The organism is Chitinophaga sancti (assembly GCF_034424315.1).
In the GTDB taxonomy this organism is placed as follows: Bacteria; Bacteroidota; Bacteroidia; order Chitinophagales; family Chitinophagaceae; genus Chitinophaga; species Chitinophaga sancti.
The window spans coordinates 2,173,663-2,186,798 of sequence record NZ_CP139972.1 but is presented as its reverse complement, the minus strand read 5'-3'; the positions used below and the strand labels follow the sequence as shown (position 1 = coordinate 2,186,798).

Sequence of the window (13,136 nt, the reverse complement as noted above, 5' to 3'; positions counted from 1 at the left end):
AAAGAGAGGGCGTCCAAAAAACGACCTCTCTTTTATAACTTAACTGATCATGGGCAGATATTTCTTCCTGTTCTCAAAAATAATCCACAACAATATCGCCCATATCACAAACACCATCGGCAGGCCGCTCGGCGCCACCGTAATATGCGTAAGGGCAACCCCCACCATCACAGGAAAAATAACCACTGCACCCAATGCCCTCGTCTTAGGGATCATAATCAGGATCCCGCCGAGAATTTCTGCCACTGCCACCAGGGGCATCAGCCAGGAGATCTCCATAAAAGCGGCATTGTCTGCCATCAATGCAGGAGGCAGGTCTTTCGGCTCAGGCATGTAGTGAAAGAATTTGGCAAAACCGCCATTCAGGAGCAAAAGCCCGAACAGCACAGACAGAATGTTAAGGATTATTTTCTTCATATATTTTGGTGATTAATCATCCAGTTGATACCAAATTTGTCCGTAAAGCTACCATAGTAAGCCCCGAAGAACATATCCTGCAAAGGCATCGTCACATTCCCGCCTGCAGACAATTCATTGAATATTCTATCCGCTTCATCCCTTGTAGAAGGCTCCACGTTGATATGCATATTATTCCCCTGTGTCAGCGTGAATCCCATTTCCTTCGGCGCATCTGTGCCCATCAGGATATGATCACCCAGCAAAGGCAATTCTACATGCAGCACCATTTTCTTTACGGCCTCACTCAAGCCTTCCTGGCCAGGCGCTTCACCCAAACGCTGTATACCATTTACGAATTCTGTCCTGAAAACAGACCTGTAAAAATTAAAAGCTTCTTCTGTATTACCCGGGAAATTCACATAATAAGAAACCCTTGCGCGGTTATCCGGCTTCTTCTGTTTACGCAAATAAAACTGTGCACTGATATACGCATCCAGGTTCTGTAAGCCCGCAGTAAACCCTTCCTTAAAGCCCATCTTCACCAGCGTTTCCAGCTCTTCCAGTGCCTTGAACTGAAGTTCGCAGGTGACAGTCGTAACTTCAACAGCTGTCGCCACAAAATTGTTTGTCCAGTTCGTAGAAGGAAAAGAAGTATTGATCACACCGTTTTCATCAGTAAATGCATCCTTGCCGGCATACATTTTTTCCGGCTGAATCGTTTCATAATCAAATACACACCAGTGCTTTTCATTTTCAGGGCTCACCATGGCATAAAACCATCGGCCACCTTCCCTGAAATCCATAGATTTTGTCTCTACATGATAAGGCTTTGGTGCCCACCACTGGTCCAGGATATCGGCTTCTGTCCATGCAGCCCAAACCAGGTCCAGCGGCGCGTTGAAGGACCTTTCTACTTTGATCTTTTTGTTGACCTTATCTACATCGAAGTTAAAGAGGATTGCCTTGTTCATTTCTTATTTTTTTTGAGGTTTGCTAATAGGTTATCCAATTGCTCAAAACGCGTTTCCCAAAGTTTGCGGAACTGTTCAAGCCATTTGTCAATTTCTTTCATTCTTTCGATTTCAAGGTGATAGTAAATCTCCCGGCCCTGGTACTCCTGTTTTACTACCTCGCATTCTGTCAATACCCGCAGGTGCTTCGACACGGCCTGACGGGTAGTCTGGAAGTGCTCAGCAATACCATTTGGCGTCATTGCCTGCATGGCTAATAGTCCTATAATCGATCTCCTGGTCGGGTCCGCAATGGCCTGGAATATATCTCTTCTCATGGGTTAGCTTGTTTGTGAAACCATATGGTTGCAAATATATATGAAACCAATCGGTTTCGCAAAATAAAGTTTGAAAGATGCGCCTGTTGAACCCAATTTTAACAGCTGGCATTAGCGCAAAAAAAATAGCCTCCCATCATTGGGAGGCCATTTATCAAAACAATTAAAGCAGAAATTGCCATAGATTAGTATCCCTGGTTCTGCGTGAATGCATTACTTGCATCCATTGCAGACTGTGGTATAGGATACACCCTTCTGTAAGGTTCTGATTTCGGTTTTGCAGAACCTGCATCTGCCGCTTCAAACTTACCGAAACGGATCGCTTCCTTCCTTCTCCACTGTTCCCAATACATCTCAAACGCAATCTCGTTGTACAGGATCTCATCAGTCAGGGATGGAATAGCTGCACCTGGTGTGCTGCCATAATATTCCTCACGGGTCCTGGTGGTACGCAGCTTATTGATATCAGCCAGTGCAAGCGCTGTTTGGCCACTACGGTAATAAGCCTCGGCACGCATGCAATACATACCACCCAGGCGGTATAATGGAATATCTACATTGCTGGAGCTGTTATCTTTCTCAGGGTCGAACTCGAACTTGAAGATACGTACACCACGATTGATCTGTGCCTGTGTGAACACTGACTGCACGGGGTTGTCGAAATTCAGCTCAGGTGTAAAATCCATTGCCAGTGCTGTATTCTTTTCGCAATACAGTTTCTCTACAGCAATCCTTCCATCGCTGGTCGTTTTCAATGAACCACCGGTGAGGATCGGACCATACTGCTGACCTGCCAGGAAACCACGGTTAAAGTGGAACCATGGCAAAGTGCTGTTCGCTACCAGGCTGGTGGCTGGCACACTCACGTCTGTACCATCATTCTTGAACCAGGTACCATCACTATACTGGTACTTACGGGAAAAACGCGGGTCATCATGATTACCATCCCAGGTGGCGTAGAACGAAGGTGTAGTACAGGTAGCATTCGTACCCCTGTTATTGGAAGAAGGTTTCTGGTTCCTTTCCATTGGCATATAGGCGATACTGTTACTGCTGCTGCGGGAGGTATTGATATCCTGGGAGATCACGAAAATCAGCTCAGGTCTGCCGTTGTTATCAATATCAAAGTTCCTGAAATAGTTTGTTTCCAGGAAGAACTGTGTGTTATCTATCAGCTGCGTGGTATAATAGATCACCTTGTCCATATCAGTACCATTACCATCCACAGCGGCCTCTTTAAAATCGAAGCTTGCACCGTAACGGTTTTTGAACACAGCACGGTTCATGTACATATCCGCCAGCAGGCCATAAGCAGCCTGTTTGGTGAAACGGCCATTGTGCGTACCCTGTTCTTTCAGGTTAGCAAGGTCCGGAATAATAGCTTCTACTTCCCTGATCAGGCCATCGATGGCTGTATCTGCTCTCTTTACTTCCAGTGGTGCATTTGCAACGTAAGGATTCCTGTAAGGTGCCTGACCATACAGATCCAGGGTATGGAAGGTATAGAAAGCCAGCAAACCTCTTGCTTCTGCCAGGAAGAGTTTCTGATTCGTATTTCCATTTGCCTGGAATGCACTGGTCACAGCTGTCAGCGATTTGGTAATACCACTGTTCAGGTTATTCCAGCCATTAGCAACGAGCGAGTTGTCCGGGCCCCAGGTAAATTCATGAATAGCTCGGTAGATACCACCGTCACCCCAGTCACTACCACGTGTTGGCAACAGGGCCTCGTTGGTAGGATACTCCTGCAGGCCCCATACATTATTATGGTCGGTAAAGGTCGCACTGCCCAGCTGACCATATGCAGCAGCTATCGCATTTTCAGGATTGGAATTGTTAGAACCCAATACTTCATCAATTACTTTTTCTTTCAGGTCAGTACAGCTTACCATTGCTACAGTAAGCGCAATACCCAGGTATGTATATAAAGATTTCTTTCTCATTTTTCTTAGAATTTAACGGTTGCACCTACGAGGAATGTCTTAGCAGCAGGATATGTAGTGTAGTCGATACCGAGAGACTGGTTACCACCTACGGTCTTCGTGGTGTTTACCAGCGGATCGTAACCGGAATAACCACTGATGGTCCACAGGTTCTGTGCACTTACATACAGGTTGATGGATTTCAGCCAGTCCTGGTGAGGAATCGTCAGCGTATAACCCAGGCGCAGGTTGGCCAGGCGGATAAAGTCTGATTTCTCCAGGTACAGGCTTGACAGCTGCACCGCGTTGGTGGTGCTGGCCCCTGCATTATAGAATTTTCTCAGTACGTTACGGTCAGAAGCAAGACTATTGATGTTCAGGTCCAGTGCGGTATTGTTAACTAACAAACCACCGGTCTGCCCAATGAAGTTGAAGCCCAGGTCAAACGCTTTGTAACGCAGGTTACTGTTCAGACCAAAGTTGAAATTAGGCAGTGCACCCTGGAAGATCTCCCTGTCATTAGAGTTGATCACACCATCTTTGTTCTTGTCTTCGAAAATATCTTTACCATCCTTGTCATAACCCAGGTGTTTCAGCATATAGAAAGCACCTGCTTCATAACCGTTCTTATAGATGTTTGCATTTACACCAGACAAACCAGGACCGGAGATGCTACCGGAGTAGAGCTCAGATACAGGCAGATCCTTGATGGTATTACTCAGGGTAGAACCGTTTACATCCAGCGTCCAGCTGAAATCTTTGGTACGTACCAGCTGTGTACCAAGGGTAAATTCAAAGCCTTTGTTCACGATACTTGCATCCACGTTTTTCCATACAGTAGTAGTAGGGCTCAGCGGACCTGATGGAATGTTCAGGATCGGATCTTTGGTTGTCTTGTTGTAGTATTCTAATGAACCATACAGTTTGCCTTTGAAGAGGGTGAAGTCCAGGCCAATGTTCAGCTGTTCCACCATTTCCCATTTCAGATCGGGGTTCGCAGTACGGTTTACAGTCACACCATTTACAAGGTTCAGGTCATTGTACAGGTAGTAACCAGATGCTGCAGAGAGGGAGTAGCTTGCCTGGGTGATCTTGTTCGTTACTTCCTGGTTACCTGTCTGACCCCAGCTGGCGCGGAGTTTCAGATCCTGTACCTGTTTGATGTCTTTCATAAAACCTTCCTGTGAGATGGTCCATCCTAAAGCGAATGATGGGAAGTAACCGTATTTGTTGTTAGCACCAAAACGGGTAGAACCATCAGCACGCAGGGAAGCAGTCAGCATATAACGGCTGTCGTAGTTATAGTTGATACGACCAAAGCCAGACTGCAATTCATTTTCCTGGGCATAGCCACTTGGACTGGTAGTGGTACCGGAATAGCCAGGGTTATATTCAGGCGCAACGCCTACGCCCTGTGCTGCGATACCTTGCAGACCATAAGTCGTACCGGAGAATTTGAATTTCTGGTAAGAGAAACCACCCAGTAATTCCAGGTTGTGTTTGTTGAAAGACTTGTTGTAAGTCAGGTAATGCTCAATCAATGTTGTCAGCGACTTCAGGTTGTTCTGCTGATAAGCACCACTTGGTTGTCTGTCGGTATAGTTAGGATAAATAGTTGTATTACGTTCGGAAGTAGATTTGTCTACACCATAGTTAAAGCGGTAGTTCAAACCTGGCAGGATCCTGAAAGCAGCTTCGATGTTACCCAGTACACGGAAGGTATTGGTATGATCATCCCAGATGCTCAGCAGGTATGCAGGATTGTAATGCGCGTTCATGTTGAAGTTGGTATACTTGCCCAGGGAGTCACGCAGGGAGCGGGTAGGATTCGCCATCAGTGCATGGATGATCAGCTGACCATCGGAACCGGCGGTGTTACCGTTTGGAATACCTGTCTCATTGATATCACTCGCTGTCAGGTTCATCTTTACGGTCAGACGTTTGTCATCAAGGAAAGATTCTTCAGCATTCAGTCGCGCAGTGGTTCTTTTGAAACTGCTTTTTTCAACGATACCATCCTGGTTCATACGTGACAGGGAAGCGAGGTAGCTACCTGAATTGCTGTTTTTACCAAAAGAGATGTTGTGGTTCTGCAGGAAACCATTGCGGAAAATTACATCCTGCCAGTCGGTATTTCCTTTATGATCATAAGCCGGATCTACCAGTGCTTTGCGGTATTCTGCTGCATTCAGCACGTCCAGTTTTTTGATCAGTTGAGAATTACCTACATACATGTCGTAGGTGAGGGTAGGTGCTCCTTTGCTACCATGTTTGGTGGTGATCAGCACTACACCGTTAGAACCTCTGGCACCGTAGATAGCGGCGGCAGAAGCATCTTTCAGGATAGTCATCGTTTCGATGTCGCTGGTGTTCAGGAAGTTCAGCGGGTTCTTGGGTTCAGAAGAGCCCAGGCCGAAATCAGCACCGCCTGCGCTCACGTTATCATTACTCAAAGGAACGCCGTCTACGACGAAGAGCGGCGTACTACCGCTACGGATAGAGCCCACACCGCGGATGAATACATCCACGCCTGCACCGGGTTCACCGCTGGATTGAGCGATACGTACACCGGATACTTTACCCTGCAGCATATTGTCTACAGAGATAGGAGCACCCTGTTTAATATTATCAGCTTTCAACTGGGTCAGCGCACCCGTTACATCAGCTTTGGTCTGACTACCATACCCTACTACCACTACCTCGCCCAGCTGGCTGTTGCTGCTGGCCATGGTTACTTTCATCGATCCGCTGGTAGCAGCGATCGTCTGTTGAGTGTAGCCGATAAAGGTGAACACTAACTGGTCACCTGGATTGGCATCGATAGTGAATTCTCCGCGATCATTGGTTGTTGTCCCTTTGCCGGAAGACACAGATTTGATAGAGACACCCGGAAGCGGTGTGCCGTCTGGTCCTGTTACAATCCCCTTTACAGGCGTTTGGCGATTCGCCTGTTCATAGATACTGTGGGTGCTATTAGCCGCCATGGCGGGGCTTGCCGCCGAAAGCCATACGGCTAGCATTAAAAGTAATTGATTGTTCATTGCAATCTGCTATTATGCTTGATGTTAAAAGACATAGTAAGTCCTGGCCCGGAGGGCGGTGCTAGTTATTATCAGGTCATTAATAAATGCGTAATGTGGTATGCTACGATACACAGCTAGTTAATCCCCATTGGAAAATACCACGATCGGAACGCAAGGTGATTTATTCGAATACTCAATTAATCATTGGCACTACCTTAGGTAAAACAGGGTGTAATGATAGTGCGCTTTCCGGAATTTGTTGTTAATTCAAGGTTATGTTTACTTTAAATTAGTATGTTCAAACGTATTTGGCAATTTTGTTGGGTGAATATCCATCGTGTTTTTAAAGGCAAAAGAGAAGTGGGAAAGGTATTCAAACCCTGCGTCCAGGTATACTTCCACTGGTTTTTTATTTTTCTCGCTGATCTGGTAGTGGGCTAATTCCAGTCTTTTCCGTGTAAGCCATTTTTGAGGGGAAGCATTGAACTTCTTTTTGAAATCCCTGTGAAACGTGGATAAACTTCTTCCTGTAAGATAACTGAATTTTTCTAAAGTCATATTAAACATGTAATGTTTCTCCATGAAATTGATCAGGTCCAGTTTATGTGGATCTTCGAAATTTGCGAGGATATGATCAATGGAGGGATCTATTGTTCTGAGAATGGTAATAGCTTCTGTAAGCTTGATATCAGCGATTGTTGAAGGGAAGGGATCGGCCATGTCAAAATAAGGCAGTAAAGAAGAAAGGCAGCTATGTAGCAGGGGATGGGGATCGAATTGAGGAATGGCAGGATAGCCTGGGGGGATAGGGGTGATACTGTTCAACCGGGAGCAAAGGCATTTTCTAAAACTACTGCTGCGAGTACATCTGCGACAACATCATCTGCTATGTTGACGGCTATATTGCAGGCATTTAGTGGTAATGGTATTGTGGATGGTACGCATGGAGCTACTGGTGAAGGATCGCTGATAGTGCAGAGCTTCACGGGTAGCAATTATGATAAGCTAAAGCAAAAGGATCCCGGCCAGAACCTGAGTGATAAACCGAAAGCTTATCTGAATTATGTTCTATTTGATGATGCATTTACATTGGTAAATGGTAACAGTGGGGTGAAGCAGGTGCAGTAGCCCGGACGTATTGCAAACGCTGGCAACTTCAGGAATGGTCATAAAGAATACGGGCTTTATGTATATTTGTACCAGCAATGAGAGCGGTGAGGATGTATATTTTGATAAGCTGACTATTGTGCATAACGGAGGAAACGCATTATTATCCATTCGGTTTGACGATGGCGGGGATTAGTAGTAATGCGTTGAAGGGTATGAATTATCCGGAGAATAGGATGAAGTACAATGGGAGGGAATTGCTGAATGGAGAGTTTAAGGATGGTAGCGGTCTGGAATTGTATGATTATGGAGCCAGAATGTATGATGCGCAGATAGGGAGATGGCTTACTCCAGACCCTTTAGCCGATAAGATGCGAAGATATTCACCTTATAATTATGCATTTGATAACCCAATCAGGTTTATTGATCCCGATGGTATGGCTCCAGAATGGATCGATGGTATGACTATGGAGCGAGAATGTATGATCAACAAATAGGGAGATGGCATACGATAGACTCACTTGCTGATAGTATGAGAAGGTTTTCTTCATATGGTTAAGCGATAGATATTCCTTCACGCTTTATTGACCCTGATGGGAGTATGGTAGTAGACCCTGGAGACAAATTTAAATCGATAGCTGAAGCGGCAAAAGATTTTGTGATGCGTTATAATCTTCCCTGTGATCCCAGCGACAAGCCAAGGCGAAATGGGCAAAGTGCGATTATTTTCAATAAAAATGAACCTAAGGTTGAAGCACCAATGGATCAACCGAAGACTATTTCTGAGATATTAAGATTACCAATATGAAATATATACTACTAGTATTGCTATTATGTGTTACACAGCTTGCGTGCCTGGAAAAGAGTAGGAGAATAGAAGTGGTGGCTGATAAATTTAATCTGCTAATACCTAATGATACGTCAGTTCAATACTTTCCCCACGATACAACTTCAGGTTATTACGGATCTTGGATAGATGATATTCTTTTTAAAATGAGGGAACCGGTTCTGAAAAAGTATACCGGTAGGGGCGAATTTATAAGATTTATCTGGTTACGGTCCTTTGAGAATCCAATAGTAATACGTGTGAATAGGTTTGCCGATACCATATATGCGAATATCAAGGAGTTAGATATCAGCTCTGAACAAAAAGGGATTTTGAAGGATACAATTATAAATCTCGGTGCAAAAGAATGGAATGATTTTGTAAGTATTCTTACTAAAAATGGTTTCTGGAACAACACTTCAGAAAACACTTCAGATGCACAGGATGGAGTTATATGGTATCTTGAAAGTCGTGTAGGGGAGCGTTATAAATTAGTGGAAGGTTGGGATGGGGGGCAGTTAACATCTCCCTTACTCAGGAGCTATCTCGATCCGCTTATTTATTTTGCAAACGAGCACGTGGACCTTGCAACAAAAAAAGGCAGGTACCGAAAGTAAAAGATCGGAATCAAAATATGGGAAACTAATACGCACGAATTTATTGACACTTCAAACCAGCGGATGTTTCCCTATAGAATAAAAGGCACCTACGCAGAATTTTATGGGTATGTTCCCCTAACTGTTAAAGTTGGTGATACTGTCGAATTGGACGCTGATAAAAGGAGAATGAATATTTATGATAGCCACTATGGTTTGAGAGTTACGTATGTCCTGATCAACACAGATGATGAGGATTGGGAATTTGTGAGGCGCCACACGATGTTTAAATAATTCAATTCAATAAGAAAGGCTGAATTGGTGCACGCTGTCTGCTGCATCCACTAACAGCCCCCTGCTTTGATTTCCAATTACATCATGCCATCCGGAATGACCGAAACATCTTTCACATAAGGCGCTAATACCGCCTGCAATAAGCCTGCTATTTTAATATGCCCTGATTCACCTGGATGAATATTATCCGCCAGGTAATCGGAACTTGATGGTGTGAGCCAGCCTTCGGTATTTACATAATGGATCTTTTGATCCCCCGCGGCAATACGGCCCGCCACTGCAGCTGCCGTAGGCTGCGCCCGGATCCCCAGGAAAGTACGCATTACAAAGATCTCCGCCTGCGGAAATTTATTCCTGATACCACTCAACAGGTACTCGTATACCGCCTGGAAAGTATCATCGCTATCTTCATAATCACCGTCATTTGTACCCAGGTTCAGTACTATCGCATTCGGTGTATACTTCGTAAAATCCCATGCTACACGGGGCGAATAACCAGGCGCTTGCAATTTGAAATATTGGCTGTCCATCGCAATACCATGCGTGGCACTGCTCACCAGCGCAATACCTGGATAGGCGATCTGTGTATGTTCAGCACCTAACGCTTCGGAGCAGATCCATGCATAAGCCGATACATTCGCCTGCTCGTTGAGGTAACCGGCGGTAATAGAATCGCCAATGTATTCAATGAGGTAGTCTGATGCGGTGGGCTTGCTGGTAGTAGCACCGGCATCCAGGACCAGGCCCTGGAAACTGAAGTGGTAATCAAAGTCTCTGCCCTGCGCAATACTGAGGGTATGATTACCAGCAACTAATGGCGTTGCCGTAAGGTCTATGATGCCGCCCCTGTTTTTGTAAGATACCCACGGGCCAGCATCGATCCTTACATGAAAATTGCTGGTATTGGCAGTTAGAAGTTTTACAGTAGTGCCTGTAAAGTTTACTTTAATATAAGCACCTCCCCAGCAGGCATTGAATTGTGTGCTGTCACTGAAATTCCATCTGCCAAAGTAAAGGATATTGGTGTCCTGGAGACTACCATCACCCCTGGCAACAACGTCATCGGTCATTTGCATATAGTCGTCATTTACGCCCTTCGGGGTGCAGGCACCGGGCAAAAGGCAACGCAATATTAGGCTATAATAGCCTTATTAAGGGGTATTTTATTTGTGATCATTCATCAGCTTCCTCCTGATCCTGCTCAGGCTTTCTGCCTTCATGCCAAGGAAAGACGCAATATATTGAACCGGGACATTATGCAAAATGTCCGGATAGTTCTGAATCAATTTTACATATCGTTGCTCCGCAGTCAGGGTCGCCAGTTCCTTTGACCTGTTCTCGTTGTAAGTAATAGACTGCTGGAATACGCGGATACTAAAATCCTTCATCACATCGCTTTCCGCTGTGAGCAGGTCCAGGTCATCCTTCGTAATGCGGAGCAATTCGCAATCCGTCACACATTCTACATTTTCATCCGCCCTTGTTTGATTGATAAAATTGAAATAAGCCGTAAAGAAGCCCGGAGGGCAATTGATATGCGTAGTGACTTCATCCCCGTTTTCATTGTAATGAAACAGGCGCAGGTAGCCGGATACAATGTAGTACAGGTATTGAGGTACCTTGCCTGCTTCCTCCAGGATCCTGTTTTTAGGATATAGCACAGGTTCGAAATATTTCTCTATCAGTGCTATATCTTTTTCAGTGAGCCTTATATTAGAAGCGATATAATGCAGTAGTTTTTTATGCATCGCCAAAATTACAATAATTCCCTGTGTTCCACCAGGTAAGCCAATGCTTCTGTCACCGCCTGTTTGGGAGATGTAGGGTTAAAACCTAATTCTCTCCTGGCTTTAGAGATGTCGAAGTTTTGCTGCAAACCGGAGAACATCGCTATATCTTTCCGGGTCAGTACGGGGGCCTTATTACTCATCCGCGCTGAAAGCTCCATTATACCTGCAATCGCAAAGAGCATGAATTTAGGTACACTTCCCGGTATTTTCAGTTTCAGAGCAGGGTATAATTCCTGTGCTAATTTTGTTGTATCTGTAATCGTCATGCATTGTTCATTTGCCAGGATATACCGCTCACCGGGTTTCCCTTTTTGCGCGGCCAGGTAGCAGCCTTCGGCTACATCTTTCACATCGACCCAGTTTAAAGTGATACGGGTATCCACAGGGATCTGTTTATTGAGAATAAGTCGCAGCACGCTATAAGAAACGTTCAGTGGCAGGAAGGCCTCACTTCCGATCATGGCAGCGGGCATCACAGATACCAGTTCAAGCCCTAATTCTTTTGCCAGTTTAAAAGCCAGTAATTCCCCGTCATTTTTAGAGTTGTAATACATGTCGCGGCGGTCCGGATTGTATCCATTACTTTCTTTAGTCGGAAGTTGGGTATAGTTCAGGGCTGCAATTGAGCTGACATATACGATCCTTTTTACACCTGCCGCTGCCGCCGCTTCGATCGTATTGCGGGTACCATCCATATTTACATCATAGATCTCTTTCTTAGGATCTTTTGCCCAGAGTTTGAAGGAGGCACCTACAGCATAAAAGGTCTCAACACCTTGCAGGGCTTTGATAAAAGAGGCTTTGTCGGTGATGTCGGCCTGCATTACTTCACAATCGAGGCCATGAAATGGGGTTTTATTATTGATATTCCGGACAGTGGCCCTGACAGGGATACCTTTTTTGATAAGAAGTCTGACCAGGTTATTGCCTAAATGTCCGTTTGCGCCAGATACGAGTGCTAAATTCTTTTGTGCCATTGTGTTTTGTTTTGATCACACAAATGTCAGCACAGAGCAGGGGAATCTACTTGACATTTGTTAGTTAAACAGGGCTTATGTTTTACACTAATAATTTATTTTAAGGTCATTTGAAGGTCACTTCAATATCTACTTGATATTGAAGTGACCTTCAAATGATGTATTAGTACTTATTTAGAGTAAAAGAAGTACAAAGGCTGACCCTTTATTTGTATATTCATTTCATAACCCCAAAAGCAATTTTATGGCTTTATTAAAAGACAACAGCTTATTACAATTTGTCGAAGGTTCTATCGGCAAGGAAATTTCAATTTACAGGAGGAACGGCCAGGTTATAGTGGCCAAAAAACGCGGAAAGTCTAATAAGAAACCGACGGAAAAGCAGCTGGAAGCGAGGTACAAGATGCGCGTTGCGGCGGCTTATGCAAAGGTGATGATGGCGGATCCGGAAATCAAGGCTTATTATCAATCCTTAGCTGGCCCGGGGCAGAATGCTTATAATATGGCGGTAAAGGATGCGTTTCATTCCCCTGAAGTGCAGGCGGCACAGCTGGAAGAAACGACAGTGGTAGTGCGGTCGAAGGATGAATTCAGGGTAGCGGAAGTAGAGGTTTGTGTATTTGATGCGGCGGGCAGTTTGCAGGAAAGAGGCAAGGCGGTGATGGCCAGGAATGGCGTGGATTGGTATTATAAAGCGAATAGTTTACCACCTGCGGGGAAAATAAAAATCCAGGTCTTTGACCTGCCGGGGAATGCGACTTTGAAGGAGATTGATTTGCCGGAAACGCAGTCTTGAAAGCAATCAAACTGCGAGGAAATGAAACAGAGATAGACGTTCATCTACCGGGGAATGCGACCTTGAAAGAGATTGATTTGCCGGAAACGCAGTCTTGAAAGCAATCAAACTGCGAGGA

The 13,136-nt window shown here is 45.0% G+C and carries 13 protein-coding genes; 4 read left to right on the top strand and 9 right to left on the bottom strand.

What is annotated here, in order from left to right; genetic code table 11:
* Positions 1-39: 39 nt before the first annotated feature.
* From U0033_RS08355 to U0033_RS08330, 6 genes are all read right to left on the bottom strand, one after another.
* Entirely contained in the window at positions 40-417 is a 378-nt protein-coding gene (locus U0033_RS08355) for a DoxX family membrane protein (protein WP_072365249.1), read from the bottom strand.
* Entirely contained in the window at positions 414-1,370 is a 957-nt protein-coding gene (locus U0033_RS08350) for an SRPBCC domain-containing protein (RefSeq protein WP_072365247.1), read from the bottom strand. Before U0033_RS08350 ends, U0033_RS08355 begins: the two co-directional genes overlap by 4 nt.
* The gene (locus U0033_RS08345) at positions 1,367-1,687 is read right to left on the bottom strand and encodes an ArsR/SmtB family transcription factor (protein ID WP_072365246.1); all 321 of its coding nucleotides are present in this window, start codon (positions 1,685-1,687) and stop codon (positions 1,367-1,369) included. Before U0033_RS08345 ends, U0033_RS08350 begins: the two co-directional genes overlap by 4 nt.
* Positions 1,688-1,872: 185 nt before the next feature.
* Positions 1,873-3,630, bottom strand: a complete 1,758-nt coding sequence (locus tag U0033_RS08340) for a RagB/SusD family nutrient uptake outer membrane protein (protein ID WP_072365244.1) — start codon at positions 3,628-3,630, stop codon at positions 1,873-1,875.
* Between the two features lie 5 nt (positions 3,631-3,635).
* Positions 3,636-6,650, bottom strand: coding sequence for a SusC/RagA family TonB-linked outer membrane protein (locus tag U0033_RS08335; protein WP_072365242.1), 3,015 nt, complete (start codon positions 6,648-6,650; stop codon positions 3,636-3,638).
* Between the two features lie 261 nt (positions 6,651-6,911).
* Positions 6,912-7,352: a helix-turn-helix domain-containing protein gene (locus U0033_RS08330; protein WP_072365240.1), complete on the bottom strand. Its 441-nt coding sequence runs from the start codon at positions 7,350-7,352 to the stop codon at positions 6,912-6,914.
* A 45-nt stretch (positions 7,353-7,397) separates the two neighbouring features.
* Here U0033_RS08330 and U0033_RS08325 point away from each other — a divergent pair, with 45 nt between their 5' ends.
* The 3 genes from U0033_RS08325 to U0033_RS08315 all read left to right on the top strand — a co-directional run bounded on the left by U0033_RS08325 (position 7,398) and on the right by U0033_RS08315 (position 9,182).
* Complete coding sequence (locus U0033_RS08325) at positions 7,398-7,760, top strand: hypothetical protein (protein ID WP_072365238.1); 363 nt, start codon at positions 7,398-7,400, stop codon at positions 7,758-7,760.
* A 116-nt stretch (positions 7,761-7,876) separates the two neighbouring features.
* Positions 7,877-8,236: an RHS repeat domain-containing protein gene (locus U0033_RS08320; protein WP_218164110.1), complete on the top strand. Its 360-nt coding sequence runs from the start codon at positions 7,877-7,879 to the stop codon at positions 8,234-8,236.
* Between the two features lie 307 nt (positions 8,237-8,543).
* Entirely contained in the window at positions 8,544-9,182 is a 639-nt protein-coding gene (locus tag U0033_RS08315; protein ID WP_072365232.1) for a hypothetical protein, read from the top strand.
* A gap of 350 nt (positions 9,183-9,532) precedes the next feature.
* Here the strand turns inward: U0033_RS08315 and U0033_RS08310 are convergent, their stop codons facing one another.
* The 3 genes from U0033_RS08310 to U0033_RS08300 form a co-directional block, all read right to left on the bottom strand.
* Positions 9,533-10,531: an SGNH/GDSL hydrolase family protein gene (locus tag U0033_RS08310; protein WP_072365308.1), complete on the bottom strand. Its 999-nt coding sequence runs from the start codon at positions 10,529-10,531 to the stop codon at positions 9,533-9,535.
* Positions 10,532-10,618: 87 nt separating this feature from the next.
* Complete coding sequence (locus tag U0033_RS08305) at positions 10,619-11,203, bottom strand: Crp/Fnr family transcriptional regulator (protein WP_072365228.1); 585 nt, start codon at positions 11,201-11,203, stop codon at positions 10,619-10,621.
* An 8-nt stretch (positions 11,204-11,211) separates the two neighbouring features.
* The gene (locus U0033_RS08300; protein ID WP_072365226.1) at positions 11,212-12,222 is read right to left on the bottom strand and encodes an NAD-dependent epimerase/dehydratase family protein; all 1,011 of its coding nucleotides are present in this window, start codon (positions 12,220-12,222) and stop codon (positions 11,212-11,214) included.
* Positions 12,223-12,466: 244 nt separating this feature from the next.
* Here U0033_RS08300 and U0033_RS08295 point away from each other — a divergent pair, with 244 nt between their 5' ends.
* Positions 12,467-13,018 carry a hypothetical protein gene (locus U0033_RS08295; RefSeq protein ID WP_072365224.1) on the top strand — a complete coding sequence of 184 codons (552 nt, stop codon included), beginning with the start codon at positions 12,467-12,469 and terminating at the stop codon, positions 13,016-13,018.
* Positions 13,019-13,136 lie beyond the last annotated feature (118 nt).